At 60.7% G+C, this 23,577-nt stretch carries 21 protein-coding genes and 2 tRNA genes; 10 read left to right on the forward strand and 13 right to left on the reverse strand.

All coding sequences use genetic code 11. The features are described 5' to 3' along the window. Nucleotides 1-128: 128 nt before the first annotated feature. Nucleotides 129-2,267: a methyl-accepting chemotaxis protein gene (locus tag AC0IYH_RS13515; protein ID WP_471834743.1), complete on the forward strand. Its 2,139-nt coding sequence runs from the start codon at nucleotides 129-131 to the stop codon at nucleotides 2,265-2,267. A gap of 133 nt (nucleotides 2,268-2,400) precedes the next feature. Here the strand turns inward: AC0IYH_RS13515 and AC0IYH_RS13520 are convergent, their stop codons facing one another. Continuing rightward, complete coding sequence (locus tag AC0IYH_RS13520) at nucleotides 2,401-2,964, reverse strand: NAD(P)H nitroreductase (protein WP_116628701.1); 564 nt, start codon at nucleotides 2,962-2,964, stop codon at nucleotides 2,401-2,403. A gap of 140 nt (nucleotides 2,965-3,104) precedes the next feature. Here AC0IYH_RS13520 and AC0IYH_RS13525 point away from each other — a divergent pair, with 140 nt between their 5' ends. From AC0IYH_RS13525 to AC0IYH_RS13535, 3 genes are read left to right on the forward strand one after another with little or no spacing between them, the layout of a single operon-like run. Next, on the forward strand, nucleotides 3,105-4,532 hold the full coding sequence (locus AC0IYH_RS13525; protein WP_471834745.1) for a di-heme oxidoreductase family protein: 1,428 nt from the start codon (nucleotides 3,105-3,107) through the stop codon (nucleotides 4,530-4,532). A gap of 31 nt (nucleotides 4,533-4,563) precedes the next feature. Beyond that, nucleotides 4,564-5,628, forward strand: coding sequence for an imelysin family protein (locus AC0IYH_RS13530; protein ID WP_471834747.1), 1,065 nt, complete (start codon nucleotides 4,564-4,566; stop codon nucleotides 5,626-5,628). A 2-nt stretch (nucleotides 5,629-5,630) separates the two neighbouring features. Further along, complete coding sequence (locus tag AC0IYH_RS13535) at nucleotides 5,631-6,728, forward strand: DUF1513 domain-containing protein (RefSeq protein ID WP_116628704.1); 1,098 nt, start codon at nucleotides 5,631-5,633, stop codon at nucleotides 6,726-6,728. 56 nt (nucleotides 6,729-6,784) lie between these two features. Here AC0IYH_RS13535 and AC0IYH_RS13540 read toward each other — a convergent pair whose 3' ends face one another. The 11 genes from AC0IYH_RS13540 to AC0IYH_RS13590 all read right to left on the reverse strand — a co-directional run bounded on the left by AC0IYH_RS13540 (nucleotide 6,785) and on the right by AC0IYH_RS13590 (nucleotide 16,783). Continuing rightward, the gene (locus AC0IYH_RS13540) at nucleotides 6,785-7,012 is read right to left on the reverse strand and encodes a hypothetical protein (RefSeq protein ID WP_116628705.1); all 228 of its coding nucleotides are present in this window, start codon (nucleotides 7,010-7,012) and stop codon (nucleotides 6,785-6,787) included. After that, nucleotides 7,009-7,728 carry a lipopolysaccharide kinase InaA family protein gene (locus AC0IYH_RS13545; RefSeq protein WP_116628706.1) on the reverse strand — a complete coding sequence of 240 codons (720 nt, stop codon included), beginning with the start codon at nucleotides 7,726-7,728 and terminating at the stop codon, nucleotides 7,009-7,011. The genes AC0IYH_RS13540 and AC0IYH_RS13545 overlap by 4 nt, the downstream gene beginning before the upstream one ends. Nucleotides 7,729-7,732: 4 nt before the next feature. After that, nucleotides 7,733-8,413: a class I SAM-dependent methyltransferase gene (locus AC0IYH_RS13550; RefSeq protein WP_116628707.1), complete on the reverse strand. Its 681-nt coding sequence runs from the start codon at nucleotides 8,411-8,413 to the stop codon at nucleotides 7,733-7,735. Between the two features lie 187 nt (nucleotides 8,414-8,600). Continuing rightward, nucleotides 8,601-9,881: a sensor histidine kinase gene (locus AC0IYH_RS13555; RefSeq protein WP_122772570.1), complete on the reverse strand. Its 1,281-nt coding sequence runs from the start codon at nucleotides 9,879-9,881 to the stop codon at nucleotides 8,601-8,603. Further along, nucleotides 9,871-10,554, reverse strand: a complete 684-nt coding sequence (gene colR / locus AC0IYH_RS13560; protein ID WP_003175870.1) for a two-component system response regulator ColR — start codon at nucleotides 10,552-10,554, stop codon at nucleotides 9,871-9,873. The genes AC0IYH_RS13555 and colR overlap by 11 nt, the downstream gene beginning before the upstream one ends. 304 nt (nucleotides 10,555-10,858) lie before the next feature. Beyond that, nucleotides 10,859-11,986, reverse strand: coding sequence for a metallophosphoesterase (locus AC0IYH_RS13565; protein WP_471834751.1), 1,128 nt, complete (start codon nucleotides 11,984-11,986; stop codon nucleotides 10,859-10,861). Nucleotides 11,987-12,155: 169 nt separating this feature from the next. Then, nucleotides 12,156-13,802 (reverse strand): chaperonin GroEL, encoded by a 1,647-nt coding sequence (gene groL / locus AC0IYH_RS13570; RefSeq protein WP_116628710.1) that lies wholly within the window; start codon nucleotides 13,800-13,802, stop codon nucleotides 12,156-12,158. A 49-nt stretch (nucleotides 13,803-13,851) separates the two neighbouring features. After that, nucleotides 13,852-14,148 (reverse strand): co-chaperone GroES, encoded by a 297-nt coding sequence (locus AC0IYH_RS13575; protein WP_017846112.1) that lies wholly within the window; start codon nucleotides 14,146-14,148, stop codon nucleotides 13,852-13,854. A 246-nt stretch (nucleotides 14,149-14,394) separates the two neighbouring features. Continuing rightward, nucleotides 14,395-14,871, reverse strand: coding sequence for an FxsA family protein (locus tag AC0IYH_RS13580; protein ID WP_116628711.1), 477 nt, complete (start codon nucleotides 14,869-14,871; stop codon nucleotides 14,395-14,397). Nucleotides 14,872-14,937: 66 nt separating this feature from the next. Beyond that, nucleotides 14,938-15,669 (reverse strand): DUF2470 domain-containing protein, encoded by a 732-nt coding sequence (locus tag AC0IYH_RS13585; RefSeq protein WP_116628712.1) that lies wholly within the window; start codon nucleotides 15,667-15,669, stop codon nucleotides 14,938-14,940. A gap of 106 nt (nucleotides 15,670-15,775) precedes the next feature. After that, nucleotides 15,776-16,783, reverse strand: a complete 1,008-nt coding sequence (locus AC0IYH_RS13590; protein WP_116628713.1) for a DUF481 domain-containing protein — start codon at nucleotides 16,781-16,783, stop codon at nucleotides 15,776-15,778. A gap of 126 nt (nucleotides 16,784-16,909) precedes the next feature. Between AC0IYH_RS13590 and AC0IYH_RS13595 the strand changes: the two genes are divergently transcribed. The 4 genes from AC0IYH_RS13595 (at nucleotide 16,910) to AC0IYH_RS13610 (ending at nucleotide 21,758) form a co-directional block, all read left to right on the forward strand. Beyond that, entirely contained in the window at nucleotides 16,910-17,272 is a 363-nt protein-coding gene (locus tag AC0IYH_RS13595) for an MGMT family protein (protein WP_122772572.1), read from the forward strand. 43 nt (nucleotides 17,273-17,315) lie between these two features. Next, nucleotides 17,316-18,848: an AmpG family muropeptide MFS transporter gene (locus AC0IYH_RS13600; RefSeq protein WP_116628715.1), complete on the forward strand. Its 1,533-nt coding sequence runs from the start codon at nucleotides 17,316-17,318 to the stop codon at nucleotides 18,846-18,848. 220 nt (nucleotides 18,849-19,068) lie between these two features. Next, nucleotides 19,069-20,784, forward strand: a complete 1,716-nt coding sequence (locus AC0IYH_RS13605; protein ID WP_116628716.1) for a proline--tRNA ligase — start codon at nucleotides 19,069-19,071, stop codon at nucleotides 20,782-20,784. 20 nt (nucleotides 20,785-20,804) lie between these two features. After that, entirely contained in the window at nucleotides 20,805-21,758 is a 954-nt protein-coding gene (locus AC0IYH_RS13610) for a hypothetical protein (RefSeq protein ID WP_116628717.1), read from the forward strand. A 130-nt stretch (nucleotides 21,759-21,888) separates the two neighbouring features. Here AC0IYH_RS13610 and dinB read toward each other — a convergent pair whose 3' ends face one another. After that, a complete protein-coding gene (gene dinB / locus AC0IYH_RS13615; protein WP_122772573.1) occupies nucleotides 21,889-22,947 on the reverse strand; it encodes a DNA polymerase IV in 1,059 nt (352 codons plus the stop codon). Between the two features lie 279 nt (nucleotides 22,948-23,226). On the opposite strand from dinB, the gene AC0IYH_RS13620 reads away from it, so the two are divergent. After that, nucleotides 23,227-23,303: transfer RNA gene (locus AC0IYH_RS13620), tRNA-Met, on the forward strand. A gap of 203 nt (nucleotides 23,304-23,506) precedes the next feature. Further along, a tRNA-Met gene (locus AC0IYH_RS13625) sits at nucleotides 23,507-23,577 on the forward strand.

The following is a 23,577-nucleotide window of genomic DNA, read 5'->3' on the forward strand; positions in this document are numbered from 1 at the left end:
GGCATTCCCCTACCGCTCATCGCCTGCCCCTCACGAAATACTTTGTTACGCCGATGTTTCAGACATAGCGCTGAAGGGACTTGGCCTGCACTGCATGCCTTCCAACAAGTCCATTCGCGAGTAAGCCTATGTTCAACGCCCTCTCCATCCGCTTGAAAATCGTGCTGCTGTCCGGCCTTTGCCTGCTGGGGGTGATTGCGCTGGTCGTCGGCATCAATCTCTACAACACCGCTCAAAACGACCAATTGGTCAGCGATTCAAGCTCGCGCATGCTCACCGCCAGCGTGCAACAACTATTGCAAGCCAAGGCTGCCGAGCAGGCGGTGCAGTTGCAGAAAACCTTCGGCGAAAACCTCACCGTGGCCACCGCCCTCGCCGATCAGGTCAAAGACCTGCGCGCCCTCGCCGCCAAACGCGCGCTGGAACCCGGCGCCCTGCGTGAAGAACTCAACCAGAGCCTGAAAACCACCTTCGAACGCAACAGCAAAGTGCTGGGCATCTGGCTGTCGTTCGAGCCCAATGGCCTGGATGGCAAGGACAGCGACTTCGTCGACGACAAAGCCCGCGTCTCCAATGAAAAAGGTCGTTTCTCCAGCTACTGGAGCCGTGCCGGCGGTGCAGGTTTGAATACGATCATGGTCGAGGAAGACTTGACCAAGACCAGCCTCAACCTCAACGGTACACCCTACAACATCTGGTACACCTGCCCACGGGACACCCGCAGTGTGTGCCTGCTCGACCCGTACGAAGATACCGTGGCCGGCAAACCCGTGCTGATGACCACCATTTCCCTGCCGCTGTTGGTGGACGGCAAAGCCATTGGCGTGGTCGGGGTCGACATCGCCCTCAACACCCTGCAAGGCGTTACCGATGCCGCGCAGAAAGACCTGTTCAACGGTGCCGCGCACCTGGAGATTCTGTCCGGCACCGGCCTGATCGCCGCCTACAGCGGCGAGCCGGCCAAGGTTGGCAAGAACCTGATCGACACCCTCGGCGCCGAAGGCAAGGAAATCGTGCAACTGCTGGCCAGCGACCGCCCGATGATCCGCGAACAGGACGACACCATTCGCGCGGTGTACCCGGTAAAACCGATTGCCGATGCCAAGTCCTGGGGCGTGGTGATCAAACTGCCCAAGGCCGTGATGCTGGCCGATAACGTCAAGCTGCAAGGCCTGCTCGACGACGCCCAGGCTGCGGGCACCCTCAAGGCATTGCTGGTGGGCGCCGCTGCCGGCCTGCTGGGTTTGCTGCTGATCTGGCTGACCGCCACCGGTGTCACCCGGCCGATCAACAGCGTGGCCGCCATGCTCAAGGACATCGCCAGCGGCGACGGCGACCTCACCCAGCGCCTGGCCTACGCCAAGAAAGATGAACTGGGCGAGTTGGTGAACTGGTTCAACCGCTTCCTCGACAAGCTGCAACCGACCATCGCACAGATCAAGCAAAGCATCACCGAAGCGCGTGGCACGGCGGATCAGTCGTCGGCCATCGCGCGCCAGACCAGCGAAGGCATGCAGGTGCAGTTCCGCGAAATCGACCAAGTGGCCACCGCCTCCAACGAAATGAGCGCCACCGCCCACGATGTCGCCAACAGCGCCTCCAACGCCGCCAGCGCGGCACGCGGCGCCGACCAGTCGGCACGCGAAGGCATGTCGATCATCGAGCAGAGCACCCGCGACATCACCACCCTGGCCGAAGAGGTCAGCAAGGCCGTGGGCGAAGTCGAGGCCCTGGCGGTGAACAGCGAGCAGATCGGCTCAGTGTTGGAAGTGATCCGCAGCATTGCCGAGCAGACCAACTTGCTGGCGCTCAACGCCGCGATCGAAGCCGCGCGTGCCGGGGAAAGCGGTCGCGGTTTTGCGGTGGTGGCCGATGAAGTACGCAACCTGGCCAAACGCACCCAGGATTCCGTGGAGGAAATCCGCCTGGTGATCGAGCGCATCCAGAGCGGCACCCGTGGCGTGGTCGCCACCATGCATTCGAGCCAGAGCCAGGCCCAGAGCAATGCAGGGCAGATCCATCAGGCGGTGCAAGCCTTGGGCAAAATCAGCGATGCGGTGACGGTGATCAGCGACATGAACCTGCAAATCGCCAGCGCCGCCGAGCAGCAAAGCGCCGTGGCCGAAGAGGTCAACCGCAACGTCTCGGCGATTCGCACCGTCACCGAAACCCTCACCGGCCAAGCCACCGAGTCGGCGGCCATCAGCAGCCAGCTCAATGCCTTGGCCAGCCAGCAGATGAAGTTGATGGATCAGTTCAGGGTTTAAGCAATCTCAACGACACCTGGGGCTGAATGTGGGAGGGGGCTTGCCCCCGATGGCAGTGTGTCAGCTAAAAATAATCCAGCTGAACCACCGCTATCGGGGGCAAGCCCCCTCCCACATTTAGATCACTTTTGTATCAGAGACCGGGCCAGGCTTTAACGAACGCCGCCACCTCTTCTTTCGGCGCGGTACGCGGCGGGTTTTGCGGCGTGCCCAGATACAGGAAGCCAATCACTTCCTCATCCGCCGTCAGCCCCAGCCCTTTGGCCACGTGGGCCGAGTAGGACAGCTCGCCAGTGCGCCACACCGCACCAATCCCCTGGGCGTAGGCTGCCAGCAAGATGCCGTGGGCAGCACAGGCGGCGGCCAGCAGTTGCTCGGACTTGGGCACCTTGAAGTGCTCCTGCAGGCGCGCGATCACCACCACTACCAGCGGCGCACGCAAGGGGCCGTTCTGGGCCTTGTCGATAGCGGCTTGCGGCGCGTCGGCGTCCTGCAGGCGCGCGGCTTCGGCCAGCAGCGTGCCCATCTGCTCACGGGCCGCGCCTTCTACGGTGAGGAAACGCCAAGGGCGCAACTGGCCGTGGTCGGGTGCGCGCATGGCGGCGGCGAACAGCACGTCGCGCTGCTCCTGGGTCGGTGCCGGTTCCAACAGGCGCGGCACGGAAACACGGTTGAGCAAAGCGTCGAGAGCCTGCATTGGCCACCTCCAGATAAAAATGTGCGGCCATTCTAGCGGGAATGAATCGGGAAGCCACCAAACGATAATTGCTCTTATTCATTCCCCCCGGCCCTGTTAGACTTTGCGACCTTATTTTCAGCCTTCGTCCGGGAAACTCGATGTTCCGTTCGCTTCTTCGTCTGTCCGTCGCATGCATGGCCCTGGGCCTGGCTGCGTGCGATGACGCCCCGCGCTTCACCAAGGCCGAGCCGGGTGAATCGCGGGCCGGCGGCGCGACGACGGTGAACAAGCGCGACCAGAACGCGTTTTCCCTGCCCTCGGCCAACCTGTCGCCCACCCGCCGTCTGGATTTCAGCGTCGGCAACAGCTTCTTTCGCAGCCCCTGGGTGATCGCGCCGTCCACCACCACTGCGCGTGATGGCCTTGGCCCGCTGTTCAACACCAATGCCTGCCAGAACTGCCATATCAAGGACGGCCGTGGCCACCCGCCACTGCCCGACGCGGCCAATGCGGTGTCGATGCTGGTGCGGCTGTCAATCCCTGGCACACCGGCCTACGCCAAGCTCATCGAGCAAATGGGCGTAGTGCCCGAGCCGGTCTACGGCGGGCAATTGCAAGACATGGCTGTGCCCGGCGTTGCGCCCGAAGGCAAGGTGCGGGTCGACTACACACCGGTCAACGTCACCTTCAAGGACGGCACGGTGGTTGAGTTGCGCAAGCCCGACCTGCAGATCACCCAGCTCGGCTACGGCCCGATGCACCCGGATACACTGTTTTCGGCACGGATTGCGCCGCCGATGATCGGCCTCGGCTTGCTCGAAGCCATCAGCGACGCGGATATCCTGCGCAACACCGACGCGCAAACCGCCGACCCGCAAGCCCTCGTCGGCCGCGCCAATTGGGTCTGGGATGACGCCCAGCACAAAACCGTGCTCGGGCGTTTTGGCTGGAAAGCCGGGCAACCCAACCTCAATCAACAAAATGTTCACGCGTTTTCTGGTGATATGGGCCTCACCACGTCCCTGAGGCCGTTCGATGACTGCACCGATGCCCAAGTCGCCTGCAAACAGGCGCCCAACGGCGATGGCCCGGAGGGCGAGCCGGAAGTCAGCGACAACATCCTGCGCCTGGTGCTGTTCTACACCCGCAACCTCGCCGTGCCGGCACGCCGTGGCGTCGACACGCCGCAGGTGCTGGCCGGCAAAAACCTGTTCTATCAGGCCGGCTGCCAGGGTTGTCACAAGCCGGCGTTCACCACGGCCGCCTCTGCTTCCGAACCCGAGCTGGCCAACCAGGTGATCCGCCCCTACAGCGACTTGCTGTTGCACGACATGGGCGCAGGCCTGGCCGACAACCGCAGCGAATTCAAGGCCGGTGGCCGCGACTGGCGCACCGCGCCGTTGTGGGGCATCGGCCTGACCGAGACCGTGAGTGGCCACACCCAGTTTTTGCATGACGGCCGCGCCCGCAACCTGCTCGAGGCCGTGCTGTGGCACGGCGGTGAAGCGCAAGCGGCGCAGCAGCATGTGTTGTCCTTTAATGCTGAGCAGCGCGCGGCGTTGCTGGCGTTCCTGAATTCTTTATAAGCTTCGCCCCACTTACAGAAGGGAGCTCGACATGTTCCGTCCCAAGTTGTTGTTCACCAGCCTGGCCGCCCTCGCCCTCGGCGCCTGCTCGCCGCAAGACCCGCAGGCCGTGACCTCGGCCGCCATCGCCAAGCAGGTGATTTTGCCGACCTACAGCCGCTGGGTCGAAGCCGACCGCCAGTTGGCCGTCAGCGCCCTGGCCTATTGCCAGGGCAAGGAAAGCCTGGACACCGCACGTGCTGACTTCCTCCACGCGCAAAAGGCCTGGGCCGAGTTGCAACCGCTGCTGATCGGCCCACTGGCCGAGGGCAACCGTGCGTGGCAGGTGCAGTTCTGGCCGGACAAGAAAAACCTGGTGGGTCGCCAGGTCGAGCAACTGGTCACCAGCCAGCCGCAGATTGACGGCGCCGCCCTGGCCAAGTCCAGCGTAGTGGTGCAGGGCCTGTCGGCCTACGAATACATCCTCTACGACGCCAAGACCGACATCGCCGACGAGGCCCAGAAAGCCCGTTACTGCCCGCTGCTGGTCGCCATCGGTGAGCGTCAGAAAGCCTTGGCCGAAGAGATCCTGACCAGCTGGAACAGCACCGACGGCATGCTCGCGCAGATGACCAAGTTTCCGAACCAGCGCTACGCTGATTCCCACGAAGCCATCGCCGACCTCTTGCGCGTGCAGGTCACCGCACTCGACACCTTGAAGAAAAAACTCGGCACGCCGATGGGTCGCCAGACCAAGGGCATCCCGCAGCCGTTCCAGGCCGATGCCTGGCGCAGCCAGTCGTCGCTGCAAAGCCTCGAAGCCAGCCTCGCCGCCGCCCAGACCGTGTGGGTTGGCGTCGACAACAAAGGCCTGCGCGGCCTGCTGCCGTCCGACCAGAAGCCGCTGGCCGACAAGATCGACGCCGCGTATGCCGCCTCCTTGAAACTGTTTGCCAGCAACCAGCGCACCCTCAACGAACTGTTGAACGATGACGCCGGGCGCCAGCAGCTCAACGATATCTACGACAGCCTCAACGTCGTCCACCGCCTGCACGAAGGCGAACTGGCCAAGGCGCTGGGCATCCAACTCGGCTTCAACGCCAACGACGGTGACTGATGATGCTCAGGCGACAGGCTTTGGCGGTGGGTAGCGTGCTGCTCAGTGCGCTCACGTTGGGTGGCTGGACGCTGTTCAAAGGCAAAGACAAGGGCCCGCTGCTGCTGTCGGCGCGCGATGATGCCGACGGCAAGCACTATGCCGTGGGCTTCCGCCTGGACGGCAAGCAGGTGTTTGCCACCCAGGTCGGCCAGCGGTGCCACGACATCATCAACCACCCGACGCTGCCGATTGCGCTGTTTGTCGCCCGTCGCCCGGGCACCGAGAGTTACCTGATCGACCTGCGTGATGGCGCGCTGCTGCAAACCATCACCTCGCTGCCCAATCGCCACTTCTACGGCCACGCGGTTATCCACAAGAGCGGCGACTGGTTGTACGCCACTGAGAACGACACGTCCGACCCTGGCCGTGGCCTGCTCGGTGTGTACAAGTTCGAAGGCGAGCGGCTGGTGCACAGCGGCGAGATTTCCACCCATGGCATCGGCCCGCACCAGGTGTCATGGATGCCTGACGGCGAAACCCTGGTGGTGGCCAACGGCGGCATTCGCACCGAAGCCGAAAGCCGCGTGGAGATGAACCTCAACGCCATGGAACCGAGCCTGGTGCTGATGCACCGTGACGGCACGCTGATCAGCAAGGAAACCCTGGCCCAGCAGATGAACAGCGTGCGCCATATGGGCATCGCCGGGGACGGGACGATCCTCACCGGGCAGCAGTTCATGGGCGCCTCCCACGAGCGCTCCGAGCTGCTCGCGATCAAGCGGCCGGGTCAGCCGTTCGAGGCCTTCCCGGTCGCCGACGAGCAGTTGCAGGCGATGGGGCACTACACCGCCAGCGTCGCGGTGCACAGCGATTTGCGCCTGGTGGCGCTGACGGCACCGCGCGGCAACCGCTTTTTTATCTGGGACATGGACAGCGGCGAGCTGCGCCTGGATGGCCCGCTGCCCGACTGCGCCGGCGTCGGTGCGGTGGCGGATGGGTTTGTCGTGACTTCAGGCCAGGGGCGTTGCCGGTTCTATGATTGTCGTCAGCCGCAGTTGGTGGCCAAGCCGTTGGAACTGCCTTCCGGGTTCTGGGATAACCATCTGCATTTGATTTAACAGCGCAAAAAAAAGGGCCTCGCATCGCAAGGCCCTTTTCGGTGATTTTAAACATTTCAACTTTGCGGCCTCATCCCTTGAGACATCCCAAACATGAACAGCAGTAACTCATGATCGGGCTTGGCCGCCACGCTCGCCTTGGCGACACGCGGCAACAGGCATTGCGCACCGCCCGGCGCCGCACTGAGTACCTGTGTGCGAGGCTGTTCCCATGCGGCCAGGGCCAAGGCGGCAACGCCTAACGCCCCCACCAGGAACACACCTCGTGCTATTTCTAGCTTCATTTGGTTAAACCCTTGATAGCGCTGCCAAACGCCGTCTCGTAAAAGTAGCTGAGTTTTGACCAGTCGCTATCGTTCCACGACGAATGGCGGCGCAGTTGCAGCATGTCATGGGACGCCGCCCGATAGGCGGTCAGGCGTTGGCGGCATTTCTCGAAATCCAGCAGCGCCACTTCTACAGTGGCCGAGTCGCCCGCGCCCGTCACCCGTACAAAAATATGCTTGATGTACAGGCAGCCATGCTGCCAACGGCCCTTGTGCATGCGCGCCAGGGTGCCGGCCAATTCCTTGAGCACGCGCTCATGCACCAGTTCGCCGTACTGCTCGCGGCCACCGGCGGCGTACCAGTTTTCAATTTCGTCGAAGCCATCGAGGGCAGCAGTGACCAGCAATGCCTTCCATTGGTGCTCGGGGTCACGGCGCGCCTCGCAAAACACCATTTCCGGCACACGTACGTCCAGCAGGCGTAGCCCCTTGAGGGCATCACGCTCACGCAATACGGTGGGGCGTCCCAACGGGTGCAGCCAGCTGCGGTAGATATGCCCGGTCTGGCGCTTGCTGTAGAGCAAGCGGCCGTTGTCGCTCATGACACGCTGCACACCACTTTCACCGCCACGCCGACGATTGGGCTCTTCGACCCATTCGCCTTGCTGGCGCCAGAAGTAATCGAATCGTTCTTCGGGCGCTACGTGACTGCCTGCTACGCACTCAACTGCCATCCTGTTACCTCTTGCGCAATACATACACTCGCCACATGGCGTAGAGCGGGATGAAGTCCAAGGATTCCTGAACGCGGAAACCGGCCTCCTCAAATTCTGCTTCAACAGTAGCAGCTGGTAACACAAATCTATTTTGGTAACCTTCCTGCTCACCTTTGTTGCGACGCTGGCCTTCCAGGCGCTTGCGTTTCCACGCCTTGAAGTTGCCATCCACCCACAGCGAAAGAATCACGCTGTCGCGTGTAACACGCTGAAATTCCCGCAGTATTGTCATCCGGTGTGCTGGATCGCCGATGTGGTGCAGCAGCCGCATGCAGAAAATGCTGTCGACCGAGTTATCCGGTAAGTCGATATCAAACGCTGATGTCTGCAAGGGCCGTACCCGTTTCACCACATCGGCGGGTTGGGCAGCCGTTGCCACCTTCAACATCGACGCCGAATTATCGGCACCGATGATCACGCGGTTGGGCTTCTCCGCCAGCAGCGGCCAGAAACGCCCGGCGCCGCAGGGCAGGTCGAGCACCAGACCCGGCTCGCCGGCCATTGCCAATGCACCACGGGCCAGTTGCTCGTCGCGTTTATGTGACAGGCGGCGAGCCAGATTGTCCTGATGCTTGAGCAAATACTCTTGAGCGTGCTGATCGTCGTACTTTTCGGAAAATTCGAGCTTGATGGGGTTAGACATCATTGATCTCCAGTTACTGATGCCTACAACCTTAAGCACCAAACTGTGATCAACAGGTCAACCCGTTGTGAAAAACTTGTCCTGTCCAATCCCATACATTTCAAGACTTTACAGACACAAGCAATAGCATGGGGCCATCTTCGCCGAAGTACGGGGTACTTCGGCAGGATAGCGGTAGAGGAAGGGATCAGGCGTTGACCGGGCTCAGCTCAACGTGAAAGCGGCAGCCATTGGGTTCCATGGTGCTGAGGCTTACGTTCCAGCCCTGGTTCTCGCAGATGCGCTGCACCAGAGACAGGCCCAACCCCAGGCCTTCTCCGCGCTTTTCGCTGCCGCGGACGAAGGGCTCGAACATCGCTTCACGCTTGTCTTCGGGGATACCGACGCCGCTGTCTTCCACCACAAACCCATGGGGTTCAAGGGTCAGGCGGATAAACCCCTGCTCGGTGTAATGCAGGGCGTTACGCAACAGGTTCCCCATCACCGCATGCAGGAAAGTCGTGTTGTAGCGCGTATCCAGTGGGTTGCCGGGCTGGTAGAGCAGCTCCAGGCCCTTGCGCTCGATCGGCTCACGCCAGATGCCCAACAAGTCGTCGGCCACCTGTTCGAGGGTGACCTGGGGCGACATGACCTCTTCGTCATGCTCGGCACGGGCCAGCATCAGGAAGGTCTGCACCAGTTCACGCATCTCTTCACAGGCCCGGGCAATGCGTTGCACCTGGTTACGCCCACGCTGGTCGATGGCCGGGTTTTCCAGCAGCAGCTCGCAGGAGCTGGCCAGGACCATCAAGGGTGTGCGCAACTCATGGCTGACATCGCTGGTAAACAGCTGCTCGCGAGACAGTGCCTGGCGCAACCGCCCTAGCGTGGCGTCGAAGGCCACGGCCAGCTCGCCCACCTCATCGGCCGCGTAGTCGGGCGCCAAGGGTGGCGCCAGGCCCAGCAACTGGTCGCGATGGCGCACCTGGCGGGCCAAGCGCACCACCGGCGCCATCACTTTGCGCGCCAGCACCCAGCCGAGGAACACCGCCAGCGCCAGGCTGAGCACAAAGCCCACCAGCACCACGGCAAACAGCACGCGCTCGCGCTCTTCGAAATCGCTTTGATCCTGCAGCAGCACATAACGCCTGCCGTCGACCACTTCGACCATGGCGTGGTACGACAGCGCCTCGCGAAATACTTCGTGGAAGCCCGGCTCCAGATGGCGCAAGTCCTTGGGCAATTCGAAGTCGCCGGGGCCACCGCTGAAATAAAACAGCTGGTCCGGCTCGGGGCGATGGCGCCAGTCTTCGACCGTGTCCATCAGCAGCAGGCGTTGCAGGTCTCCGCCCAGGCCTGCCGAAATCAACTTCTCTTCCACCAGGTGCACGGTCGCAACGATGCCCATGGCAAAGGCGCCCGCCACCAACGCGCTCATCAAGGCAAAGGCGATGATGATCCGTTGGGCAAGGCTTTGCTTAAACTCCATCTCGGCCCTCGGCCAAGCGATAACCCACGCCATGCACCGTTTGCAGCAACGGCTTGGCGAAGGGTTTATCGATTACCTGGCGCAACTGGTGCACGTGGCTGCGCAGGCTGTCGCTGTCGGGGCAGTCATCGCCCCACAGTGCCTCTTCAAGGATTTCCCGGCGCAGCACGTGGGGGCTCTTCTGCATCAGCACCGCCAGCAGCTTCAGGCCGACCGGGTTGAGCTTGAGCAGGCGTCCTTCGCGGGTGACTTCGAGGGTATCGAGGTCGTAGCTCAGGTCACCCACTTGCAACGCACGCCGACCGCCGCCCTGGGCGCGGCGCAGCACTGCTTCGATGCGCGCGGCCAACTCCGAGAGGGCAAAGGGTTTGAGCAGGTAATCATCGGCGCCGGACTTGAAGCCCTGCAGGCGGTCATCCAATTGGTCGCGGGCGGTGAGCATGATCACCGGCGTATCGCGGCGCGCGTCTTCGCGCAGGCGTTTGCACAGGGTGTAGCCGTCGATGCCGGGCAGCATGATGTCGAGCACGATCAAGTCGTAATGTTCGGTGGCGGCCAGGTGCAGGCCCGACAGACCGTCCTGCGCACAGTCCACTGTGTAGCCTTTGAGCCCCAGGTAATCGGCCAGGTTGGCCAGAATATCGCGGTTGTCTTCAACCAGTAAAATTCGCATGGGCAGTGTCTCCGTACGCGGTAACAGCCGTGTTGGCTCGCGCAGCTTAAGGCCAAGTGTGGCTCAGGGATAGAGCTGAAAGGCCCGCCGATACAGGTTTTCAACTGATTGTATGGTCAAACGAGATTTTCACTATAGCTTCACAAGCTGACTACAGTGTCAGGGCGAAGATCGCCTCCCATTGATATAAGGAACATAGACATGGGTCGTCGCTCGGCAACTGCGTGCAGAGCTGAGCGAACCCAACGCCAGGGTGCTCGACAGTCAAGCGTATGGGTCGGGAAAGCGGCTTTGCCCGCTGGCCTCAGCTGTCGTTCGACGCGCGTCTTAGCGTGATGCGGGTAAGTTCTGAAGGCCTGCCCAGGCGCAGGGCAAATCCCGGCCACAGTGCAGTGCCGTTGTTGACGTAGAGTTGCATGCCGCTGACGTCGTAAAGCCCGGACACAAACCCTGCGTTGGCCAGCGCAATGATCCTGTCGATACCAAGGATCATGCCGCCGTGGGTATGGCCGGAAAGCTGGAGCGCCACACCTTGGCTGGCGGCATCCCGCGCGTTTCTCGGTTGATGGTCCAGCAGGATAATGGGCACATCTTTCGGCGCCCCCGCCAACGCCTGTTTGAGGTCTGGCGGCGGGAAGCCGGTTCTGGGTGCGGTTACATCAGTAACGCCGGCCAAGACCAACTTCGCCCCCTGGCGCTCGATCAGCGTATGGCTGTTGGCGAGGGGGATCATGCCGAGCGATTTGAAGTGCTGCATCCACGCTTCGTTGTCGAAAAAATACTCATGATTACCGGGAATCACATACACACCGTCCGGAGCGTGCAGATCACGCAGCGCAGCAATATCCGGGGTCCGGTTGGCGACTGAGCCGTCGATCAGATCTCCGGTGACGACGATCAGATCCACGCCCAGAGCGTTTGACTCACTCACCATCGCTTGCGTCCACGGTTCGTTGAACAGGCGACTGATGTGCAAGTCGGTGAGTTGCAAAACCCTGTAACCGTCGAACTGCACAGGCAAATTCTTGATCGCGAACTCGACATCCTTGATGGGCGGGACGCGCACCGCCTGCTGCACACCCACGGCTGACAATAGCAATGCGGCGGTGCCAAGGCCATAACGAAGATTCGTTGGTATGGTCAGCCATCGCCGCCTGATCAACATGGTCAGCAACGCCCCCAGGTCGACGATGATCTGCAGCACCGCCATTAACAGAATCGCACCGAACGCCCAGTTGAAGAGCATCACCACGCCGCGCGGAAACTCCGGGGAGAACACGCTGCCGGAAGAGAAGCGGCTGTACAGGTGATATTGCGAAGCGAGGATGAACAGCAGCACAACCGCAATTTTGGCTGCTCGCGCCCACGGCATTGGCCAAATGAACCGGACGATAACGTAAAGGCAAGGCAAGCTGAACATAAGGTGAAACATCTATTTTATAACTCCTGCCCATGACGGCTTGCGGTGGCTGGATCTGTGGACAACGCGACAAGCGTGTTTGCTCAGTACTGTGCGTTTCCAGCATTGCCTGATAAATCGAAAAAAAAGCCCCGCCTGCATCACTGCAGGCGGGGCTTTTGACTAGCCGGGTAAGGCTGGCTTACATCATGCCGCCCATGCCACCCATGCCGCCCATGTCTGGCATACCGCCGCCAGCGCCGCCATCTTTCTTCGGTGCATCAGCGATCGCCGCTTCGGTGGTCAGGATCAGGCCGCCGATGGAGGATGCTGCTTGCAGCGCCGAACGGGTCACCTTGGTAGGGTCCAGGATGCCCATTTCGATCATGTCGCCGTATTCGCCAGTCGCGGCGTTGTAACCGAAGTTACCTTTGCCGTTCTTGACTTCGTTGACCACAACGCTTGGCTCGTCGCCGGAGTTGGCAGCGATCTGACGCAGCGGCGCTTCAACAGCGCGACGCAGCACAGCGATACCTACGTCCTGGTCGGCGTTGTCGCCTTTCAGGCCGGTGATGGCTTCCAGAGCGCGGATCAGCGCTACGCCACCGCCAGGTACCACGCCTTCTTCAACGGCTGCGCGGGTTGCGTGCAGGGCGTCTTCAACGCGGGCTTTCTTCTCTTTCATTTCAACTTCGGAACCAGCGCCAACCTTGATCACTGCAACGCCGCCGGACAGCTTGGCCAGACGCTCTTGCAGTTTTTCACGGTCGTAGTCGGACGAAGTCTCGGCAACCTGGGCACGGATCTGGGTGATGCGAGCCTGGATGTCCTGCTCTACGCCAGCACCGTCAACGATGATGGTGTTTTCTTTGGAGATGGTCACGCGCTTGGCACTGCCCAGGTTTTCCAGGGTGGCGCTTTCCAGGCTCAGGCCGATCTCTTCGGAGATAACGGTACCGCCGGTCAGAACGGCGATGTCCTGCAGCATGGCCTTGCGACGGTCGCCGAAGCCAGGAGCCTTGACGGCTGCGACTTTAACGATGCCACGCATGTTGTTCACAACCAGAGTCGCCAGGGCTTCGCCTTCAACGTCTTCGGAAACGATCAGCAGTGGGCGGCCGGCTTTGGCAACGGCTTCCAGTACTGGCAGCATTTCGCGGATGTTCGAGATCTTTTTGTCGACCAGCAGGATCAGCGGGCTGTCCAGCTCGGCAACCATGGTCTCAGGCTTGTTGACGAAGTACGGGGACAGGTAGCCACGGTCGAACTGCATGCCTTCTACAACCGACAGTTCGTTTTCCAGGCCGGTGCCTTCTTCAACGGTGATCACGCCTTCTTTACCGACTTTTTCCATGGCTTCGGCAATGATGTCGCCGATGGAGTTGTCGGAGTTGGCGGAGATGGTGCCTACCTGAGCGATCGCCTTGGTGTCGGCGCATGGCTTGGACAGGTTTTTCAGCTCTTTGACAATGGCGATGGTCGCCTTGTCGATGCCGCGTTTCAGGTCCATCGGGTTCATGCCGGCAGCTACGGCTTTCAGGCCTTCGTTGACGATCGACTGAGCCAGAACGGTAGCGGTGGTGGTGCCGTCGCCTGCGTCATCGTTGGCACGGGAGGCAACGTCTTTGACCAGCTGCGCGCCCATGTTCTCGAAACGGTCTTCCAGTTCGATTTCTTTTGCTACGGAAACGCCGTCCTTGGTGATGGTCGGAGCGCCGAAGCTCTTCTCGATGATCACGTTACGGCCTTTCGGGCCCAGGGTCGCTTTTACTGCGTCAGCCAGGACGTTGACACCGGTGAGCATTTTTTTACGGGCGGAATCGCCGAATTTAACTTCTTTAGCAGCCATGATCGATATTCCTTAAATACTTTGTAGTAACGGGAAAATGAGCGGGAAATCAGCCTTCCAGTACAGCGAGAATCTCGTTCTCAGCCATGACCAGCAGGTCTTCGCCGTCGACTTTCACAGTGTTGCTGCCGGAGTAAGGACCGAATACAACCTTGTCACCGACTTTGACGGCCAGCGCACGCACTTCACCGTTTTCCAGGGTTTTGCCTGGGCCTGCAGCGACGATCACACCGTGGTTGGCTTTTTCAGCAGCCGAACCTGGCAGAACGATACCGCCAGCGGTTTTCTTTTCTTCTTCGCTGCGACGGATAACGACGCGGTCGTGCAGAGGACGAAGCTTGCTCATTGTCGATCTCTCCTAATTGTGTTTTTCATCGGCCGGTGTCTGTACCGGCAGGTTTATTCCGGCGGTGCCGGTCGCGGTTCGCAGAGCAAACCGCGGAAGTCTGTCTGGTGTCGCCACCAGAAACCTTGCGGTGACCGTTACATAAGGGCGCATAAGCTTATTACAAGGGGCCGGGGATGATTTTTTTTGCAACTGGCGGCCCCTGAAAACAACACGGCACCCAAAGGTGCCGTGTGGGTAAAGCGGTTATTTGCTGTCGCGGTGTTCGAACTCGCCTTCGATCACATCACCTTCACGCCCCAGCGGTTGGCGCGGAGCCGGGCCGCCACGGGGTTGCAGGTCATCGGCGAACGCGCGCTGGCGCAGCGCGGCCTCTTCGGCACGCTGGCGCATCTTGCCGGCCAGCACTTTGCGGGTGAATGGCAGCAACATCACCAGGCCGACCACATCGCTGATGAAACCCGGCAGGATCAGCAGGCCGCCCGCCAGCGCCATCATCAGGCCTTCAAGCATGGTCTGGGCCGGCAGTTCGCCGCGGTTCAGGCTTTCACGGGCACGCAGTGCGGTGGCCAGGCCGGCGACACGCAGCACCAGGACGCCGAGCATCGAGCCGAGAATGATCAGCAACAGGGCCGGGAAAAACCCGATGGCGCTGCTGACTTGAACGAATACGAACAGCTCCAACACCGGGAACAGCAGAAAGAGCAATAAAAAAGGGCGCATCTAATGGTTCCTCAACGCAAGAATGCCTTGCCAGTCCACCTTAGATGACGTCGCCATTTCGTGAATTCAAGCGGTAACGGCTGATTTTTTCGGCCAGACCTCGGCGTGGGCCAATGAAACCAGGGCTTCACGTACTTGTGTCGGCGTATTGCAAGATTCTGCAAAGGGCAGCCAATGCAGCGATTGGCCAATGCGCAGGTGCATGCCCTCGCTGTCGATACCGGCCAGTTGCGCAGGCTCGCAGGTTGGCAGGCCGGCCAGCCCAACGTAATGGGCGATGGCCTTGGTGTGGTCGCTGTTCATGTGTTCGACCATGCTGCGCTCGGCCTTGCCGAAGAACGGGTTGGCCAGGGTCAGTTGATCAATCCAGTGAATTGCGCCAAACCCGCCGATATAACGGTGGCGTACCGGCTTGAGCACCCAGAAGTCGAAATCGTGGGCCTTGTGGTAGTTGGCCGAGTCAGGGAAATAGCGGTAGTAACGCTCGGCGGCGGCTTCAATGGCATCGGCGTCTTCGAGCTTTTCGGCTTCAGCCAGGTAGGTCAGGCGCCCTACCGCCTGCACATCATCGGCCTCGCGCTCACCCACCAACAGTGAGCACTTGGGATCTTTTTGCAGGTTATGGGTGTGCTGGGCGATACGGCTGATCAGGATCAGCGGGCGACCCTGCTCGTCGAGGCAATACGGCACGACCGAGCCGAAAGGAAAACCGGGCATGGCTTTGGACAGTGTGGAGAGAGCCCCACGGTATTCCTTGAGCAACAGCTCTCGGGCGTTCTTGGCAACGTGCGCGCTCAACGTGTGACTCCTCGGGTATTCGGCCGCCCACAGCATATGGGAATCGATCTCAACACAAGGTAATCACTATCAGCGGCGGTTGCCAAGCGGGTTGTGTGAAACCTGATTACCAGGCGACACCGAAGCCTGCGGTGTAACGGGTTTTGCTCAGGCTGCTTTCCGAGTCGCCGCTGATGATGTCGCGCTCGGCCTTGAGGTTGAGCGAAGCCCATTCGGTGACTTTGTAGCGCAGGCCCATTTCCGCATCCAGGGAGTAATCCACCGGCCCGTCGATCGGGCGGCCCAGTTCGCCGTTAGTGAAGAACTCGACCGTCTTGCCGACCAGGTAGCGGTTGTAGTTCCACTTCATGGCCACGGAGTAGAAGTTGTCCTTGCCGCCCTCGGCATATTCATAGTCGGTGCGGTTGACCAGCGAGCCGAGGGAGAACGCGCCCAGCTCATCATCCCAGAACTGGTAGCCCGGGCCGGTGCCGACGGTGCGTTGGCGGGACAGATCTTCAACCTTGTCGCGCTTGTAGGTCAGGCGGCCCTGCCAGAACCAGTGCTCGGTCAGGAAGCGGTCCAGGTCATATTCCAGCGACCAGTTGTCAGTGGTGGTGACATCGTCCTGGAACTCGCGGTTGTACTCGCCCTGCCCGGTATGGCGCCATTGGCCGTGACGTGCAGTGGTCTTGAAATCGATGTCGTAGTCGTTGGTGTCGTTTTCGGCGCGCTTATAGTCCAGCGCCATGTCGACATTACCCTTCCACACCAGGTCTTCGATAATCGGCTTGGGCTTGATGATCTGCTGGATGCTGGCCAGCTCCACGGTCTTGGGCGCCTCGCCGTTGGCCAGCACCACTTTGCCATCGTCCGCGGCCTTGAGGGACTTGGCCTTCTCACCGGTGTAGGCATCCTGCTTGACCAGCAACTCCTGGTCGCTCTCCAGGGTTTTTACCTGCTTCCAGTCCACCGGAATGGCACCTGCGTAGTCGGTCTGGATCAGCAACTTGCCACCGTCGAAGACCTTGATCTTACCGGTCAGGCGATCACCGTTCTTCAACCAGACGGTATCGGCCAGCAAGGGCGTGGAGGCGCTGAAAACAGCGAGGCACAGCAGGGTTCTGGACAACATAAGCGGATAGTGGGCTCAAGGTTGGCGAAAAAGGGCGATTATCGTGTTAGATAGCTAGGACTGACTCAAGTATTTATATTGAGTTCAATTCTCAACACCACACTTACAGACTTTTCTTACAAAAAGATGCCTATATCTGACCTGCCCGCTGAAACACCCCAGAGCCCTGCCGAGATGCGCCGCACCGCGCTGTACCTGACGTTGGCGCAAGTTCCGGAAGGTTGCGTGGTGAGTTACGGCGAGCTGGCGCAACTGGCCGGGCTTGGGCGGGCTGCACGCTATGTGGGGCGTACGCTGAGCCAGTTGCCCGAAGGTTCCAAATTGCCCTGGCACCGCGTGCTGGGTGCCGGTGGTCGGATAAGTCTGCCGGCGGGCAGTGCCTCGGGCGATGAGCAGCGGGCGCGTTTGCGTGAAGAAGGCGTGACTGTCCGCAATAATCGCGTGGATATTCAGCGCCATGGCTGGCGCCCGGTAGAGCACAGCGGTTAGAGTGCGCGCTTTGTTTCCGTGAATCTGAGGCAGACTCCAGCCCATGCCCCGTAAAACCTGGCGCGCCGCGCTCGCCGCCTATGCCAGCCCCTCGACGTTAGTCCTGTTGTTGCTCGGCTTTGCCGCCGGCTTGCCTTACATGTTGGTGTTCTCGACGCTTTCGGTGTGGTTGCGTGAGGCCGGTGTGGCTCGCGAGACCATCGGCTATGCGAGCCTGATCGGCCTGGCGTACGCCTTCAAGTGGGTCTGGTCGCCGCTGCTCGACCAATGGCGCCTGCCGCTGCTCGGTAAACTCGGACGGCGTCGCTCATGGCTGGTGCTTGCCCAGTCGCTGGTGATCCTCGGATTGATCGGCATGGGGTTCTGCGACCCGCAGAAACACCTGTCCTGGCTGATCGCGATTGCCGTCGTCGTCGCCTTTGCCTCCGCCACCCAGGACATCGCGGTCGACGCCTATCGCCTGGAAATCGCCGATGACAGCCGCCAGGCTGCCCTGGCCGCCAGCTATATGTCCGGTTACCGCATCGCCGCATTGCTGGCCACTGCAGGCGCGCTGTTTTTTGCCGAGGGCTTCGGCTCCACCGGTTTCAACTATAAACACTCGGCCTGGACCGGCACCTACGTGCTGTTCGGCGTGCTGATGATCCCGGCGTTGCTCACCACCTTGTTCATGCGCGAGCCGAATGTGCCGCTGCGCACCCAGCTGCAGGCCGGGCGCTACAGCTTCGTGCACCAGCTGGTCTCGGTGTTTGTGCTGATCGTGCTGCTGGTGTCGGTGCCGGCGATGTTTACCCAGCTCTACAACACCGATTTCGCCAGCGTGATTTTCCACGGCGTGAGCCTGTGGGACCTGCTGATGGACGACCGCGCGTTCCTGCGCGCCATCCTCTATATCACCCTCACCGCGCTGTGCCTCTCGGCCATGGGCCGCCGCGGCCTGGCGCCTGTGCTCACGCCGGTCAACGACTTTATCCTGCGCTACCGCTGGCAGGCGTTGCTGCTGCTGGGTCTGATCGCAACCTATCGCATGTCTGACACGGTGATGGGCGTTATGGCCAACGTGTTCTACATCGACCAGGGTTTTACCAAAGACCAGATCGCCGGCGTCAGCAAGATTTTCGGCCTGATCATGACCCTGCTCGGCGCCGGCATGGGCGGCCTGCTCATCGTGCGTTTCGGCATCCTGCCGATCCTGTTCATCGGCGGCATCGCGTCGGCTGGCACCAACCTGCTGTTCGTGATGCTCGCCGACATGGGCCCCGACCTGCAGATGCTGATTTTCACCATTTCCCTGGACAACTTCAGCTCCGGCCTGGCCACCTCGGCCTTCGTGGCCTACCTGTCGAGCCTGACCAACCTCAAGTTCTCCGCCACCCAATACGCGCTGCTCAGCTCGATCATGCTGCTGCTGCCACGCCTGATCGGCGGCTATTCCGGGGTGATGGTGGAGAAGTTCGGTTATCACAACTTCTTCCTGATTACCTGCATGCTGGGCGTGCCGACGCTGCTGTTGATTGCGCTGCACTGGTATCAGGAGAATCGGCGGATTCGGTTGAATCCACCGGCAGAGGACTGACACCACCAGGTCAATGTGGGAGGGGCGGTGCGACGATTCGACTTGCCCCCGATTGCAGAATTTCAGTCAATTTATCTATGGCTGACACACAGCTATCGGGGGCAAGCCCCCACCCACATTAGCCCACATGCCCCTCTGCATTCTGATGCCTGTACGGCGGCAGCTTGCGCCCGTACAATCCCAAGTCATTTCAAGTCCAAGCAACCGACAACGGCCTACCATGCGTACCAGTCAATATTTGCTCGCCACACAGAAAGAAACGCCTTCCGACGCGGTCGTGATCAGCCATCAGCTGATGCTGCGCGCCGGCATGATCCGCAAACTGGCCTCCGGCCTGTACACCTGGCTGCCCATGGGCTTGAAGGTGATGCGCAAGGTCGAAGCCATCGTTCGCGAAGAAATGAACGCCGCCGGCTCTCTGGAAGTGTTGATGCCGAGCACCCAACCGGCTGAGCTGTGGCAGGAATCCGGGCGCTGGGAAGAGTACGGCCCCGAGTTGCTGCGCTTCAAGGACCGTCACGGCCGCGACTTCTGCGCCGGCCCGACCCACGAAGAAGTGATCACCGACCTGATGCGCAACGAGCTGAGCAGCTACAAGCAGCTGCCGCTGAACCTGTATCAGATCCAGACCAAATTCCGCGATGAAATCCGCCCACGCTTCGGTTTGATGCGCGGCCGCGAATTCATCATGAAGGACGCCTACTCCTTCCACGCTGACCAGGCGTCCCTGCAGGTCACCTATGACCGCATGCACCAGGCCTACTGCAACGTGTTCACGCGCCTGGGCCTGAAATTCCGCCCGGTTGAAGCGGACAACGGCTCCATCGGCGGCGCCGGCTCCCACGAATTCCACGTGCTGGCCGAGTCCGGCGAAGACGATATCGTCTTCAGCAACGGTTCCGACTACGCGGCGAACATCGAGAAAGCCGAAGCCGTGCCGCGCGAAACCTCGCGCCCTGCGCCGGCTGAAGAGCTGCGCCTGGTCGATACGCCAGACACCAAGACCATCGCGGCCCTGGTGGAAAAATTCAATCTGCCGATTGAAAAGACCATCAAGACCCTGATCGTGCGCGCCGAGGAAGAAGGCAAGCTGATCGCCCTGGTGATCCGTGGCGACCACGAACTCAACGAAATCAAGGCTGCCCAGCAACCTGGCGTGGCCAGCCCGCTGGTCATGGCCACCGACGCAGAACTGCGCGACGCGATTGGCGCCGGTGCCGGCTCGCTCGGCCCGCTGAACCTGCCGCTGCCGATCATCATCGACCGCTCGGTCGAGCTGATGAGCGACTTCGGTATCGGCGCGAATATCGACGACAAGCACTACTTCGGCGTGAACTGGGAGCGTGACCTGCCGGTTCCGACCGTGGCCGACCTGCGTAACGTGGTGGCCGGTGACCCAAGCCCGGATGGCAAGGGCACCCTGGAGATCAAGCGCGGTATCGAAGTCGGGCACATCTTCCAGCTGGGCAACAAGTACAGCAAGGCGATGAAGTGCGAAGTGCTGGGCGATAACGGCAAGCCGATCACCCTGGACATGGGGTGCTACGGCATCGGCGTATCCCGTGTGGTGGCAGCGGCCATCGAGCAGAACAACGACGAGAAGGGCATCATCTGGAGTGACGCCCTGGCGCCGTTCCAGATCGCCCTGGTACCGCTGCGCTACGACAACGAGCAAGTACGCGAAGCCACCGACAAACTGTATGCCGAACTGACGGCCGCCGGTTTTGAAGTGCTGCTGGATGACCGGGACAAGAAAACCAGCCCGGGCATCAAGTTCGCCGACATGGAACTGATTGGCATCCCGCACCGGATCGTGGTCAGTGACCGCGGCCTGGCCGATGGCAATCTGGAATACAAGAGCCGGACCGAAGCCGAAGCCCAACCGTTGCCGGTGGCTGACGTGCTGTCTTTCCTTCAGGCGCGTATTCGTCGCTGAAAACCAGATCAAGAGAAGTCATGTTCAAGCGAAACACCAGAGCCCTGGGGGGCGCCGCCTTGTGCGGCGCCCTGCTGGTCAGCGGCTGCGCCAACCAGATGTCGCAACGCAGTGAGCACGAGGAGCGGGTCGAGCGTAAGTTGCTCGACCACAGCCTGCAGATCGATGTAGGCGACCCCAAAGTGCTGGAACTGCCGCAACGCCGGGTGCGTATTCACGAACAAAAGACCTTTGAGGTCACCGAGTTCGAAGTCACCCGTCGTTACGATCGCTACACCCCCTACCAGCCCTGGCGCAAACTCTATGAGATGCCCTTGGGCGCCGTAGCCCTGGTGGCCGGCGCGGGCGCCAACGTGGTGAATATCTTTGCCCTTGGCAACCTGCCGACCAGCGTCACGCGCGACTGGCTGACCTACGGCGTGGATGGCCTCAACCCGTTCATGAACGTGCAGTCCCATGGCCGTGCGCAACAAAATCTGGCGGGTATCGATGAAGTCCAGCGCGACAAGCGCACGGAGTATTCGAGCCTGCCCTGGAGCGAACGCCCGGTACAAGTCACCGCCGGCAAACAGGTCCACGAGCTGACCACCGACCGCAACGGCGTGCTGCGCCTGAACCTGTTGGACAGCCCGTTTGCCGAACAGGACTTGAACCGCATCAGCACCCTGAAGATCAGCGTGGAAGATGGCCAGGACGACGTGCATTCGGACTCGACCCTGGCGATCAGCAGCACGCTGCGCGGCAAGTTGCTGGAAGCCCATGGTTTGATCTACGACGACCTGGAAGACGATGAAGTCAGCCAGTGGGTGCACCGCGTCAAGCGCCTGTCGGAGCTGGGTCTGGAAGAAGAAGCCAGCGAACTGGAACAAAGCCTGATCGAACTGACCCGCAATGATCCGGAGTTGCAGCAGGAATTCCTGCAAGCGCTGACCAAGGATGCGGGGCGGTTGGTGGCGGATCCAGGCGCGCGCTGAAGTCTAAATGTTGCTGGAGTTAAAAATGTGGGAGGGGGCTTGCCCCCGATAGCAGTGGTTCAGCTAGCTTATATATAGCTGGCCCACCGCAATCGGGCGCAAGCCCCCTCCCACATTTTGCTCCCGGTTTCTACCAGGAGAATTCGAGCTGTTCATTGCCGGTACTCAAGTCCAGCAACCGCACCCCAATCCCCAACAACCGCACTGGCTTCCCGCCACGGTTAAACGCCTGCGTCATCAGCTGTTGATAACTCTCCAGATCCCGCCCTGCCCCGGCCTGCTCCAAGGTGGTCTGGGTAAAATCATGAAACTTCACCTTAACGAACGGCTTGCCCGCGCGGTAACTGCTGTCGATGCGCGCCATGCGCCCGGCCAGGGTTTCCATCAGCTCGGGCAGCTTGGCCAGGCAGCTTGAAAGATCCGGCAGGTCCACGTCGTAGGTATTTTCCACACTGATGGACTGCCGCCGACTGTCGTTGTGCACCGCGCGGTCATCAATCCCACGGGCCAGGCTCCACAGTCGCTCGCCAAAACTGCCGAATTCACGCACCAGCGCCAGCTTGTTCCATTCGCGCAGTTGCAGGCAGTCTTCAATGCCCAGGCGCGCCAGCTTGTCGGCCGTGACCTTGCCCACGCCGTGCAGCTTGCTGACGCGCAATTGCGAGACGAAGTCTTCAACCTGGTCCGGGGTAATCACAAACAGGCCGTTGGGTTTCTTCCAGTCGCTGGCGATCTTGGCCAGGAACTTGTTCGGCGCCACGCCGGCAGACACCGTGATGTGCAACTGGTTGGAGACCCGCCGGCGAATGTCCTGGGCGATGCGCGTGGCGCTGCCGCCAAAATGCGCGCAGTCGGACACATCCAGGTAAGCCTCATCCAACGACAAAGGCTCGATCAGGTCGGTGTAGTCGCGAAAGATCGTCTGGATTTCCTTCGACGCTTCCTTATAGGCATCCATGCGCGGCTTGACGATGGTGAGGTCCGGGCACAGCTTCAAGGCATGGCGCGACGACATGGCCGAGCGCACACCGTAGGCGCGCGCTTCGTAGTTGCAGGTGGCAATCACCCCGCGCCGATCCGCCGAGCCGCCGACTGCCAGCGGTTTTTGCGCCAGGCTCGGGTCATCGCGCATCTCGATGGCGGCGTAGAAACAGTCACAGTCGACGTGGATGATTTTGCGTTGCGTCATATAAAAAGGGGGTTGATTCAACGGGTGGCCAGTATCGCACTCACCCCTGTATATAGCACCAGTAGTTTGAATCTTCCGCTTGAACGGTAGGAAATGTCCCAGATGAATTTATTTTCTCAATCGAATTTGGCATCCCAATAGAGCTGAAACCCTTAGCCACACTGGCCCCGAAGCCTTAATGAGCCGGTTATGGAGAGCTAAGCGATTGAACCACAAGCGCTTTTCTTTAATTCACAGGTTGACACACTCGCGTTCCTCTGTAGAATGCCGACACACAGACGCGGGATGGAGCAGTCTGGTAGCTCGTCGGGCTCATAACCCGAAGGTCGTCGGTTCAAATCCGGCTCCCGCAACCAAACATCAAAAAAGGCTACTCGAAAGAGTGGCCTTTTTTGTGCCTGTCTATTTTGTGTCGCAAAAATTGTCGGACAAAAAATCTTTGCCTCTCGCGCACTTACCGCGCCTGGTTAGCATTCAACGGCTATTTCACACTTATTTGACCCATTACCCCATTAACGGTTGACACCCTGCCGTTGGGCTGTAGAATGCCGCCCACAGACGCGGGATGGAGCAGTCTGGTAGCTCGTCGGGCTCATAACCCGAAGGTCGTCGGTTCAAATCCGGCTCCCG

Source organism: Pseudomonas sp. AC463, assembly GCF_979253585.1.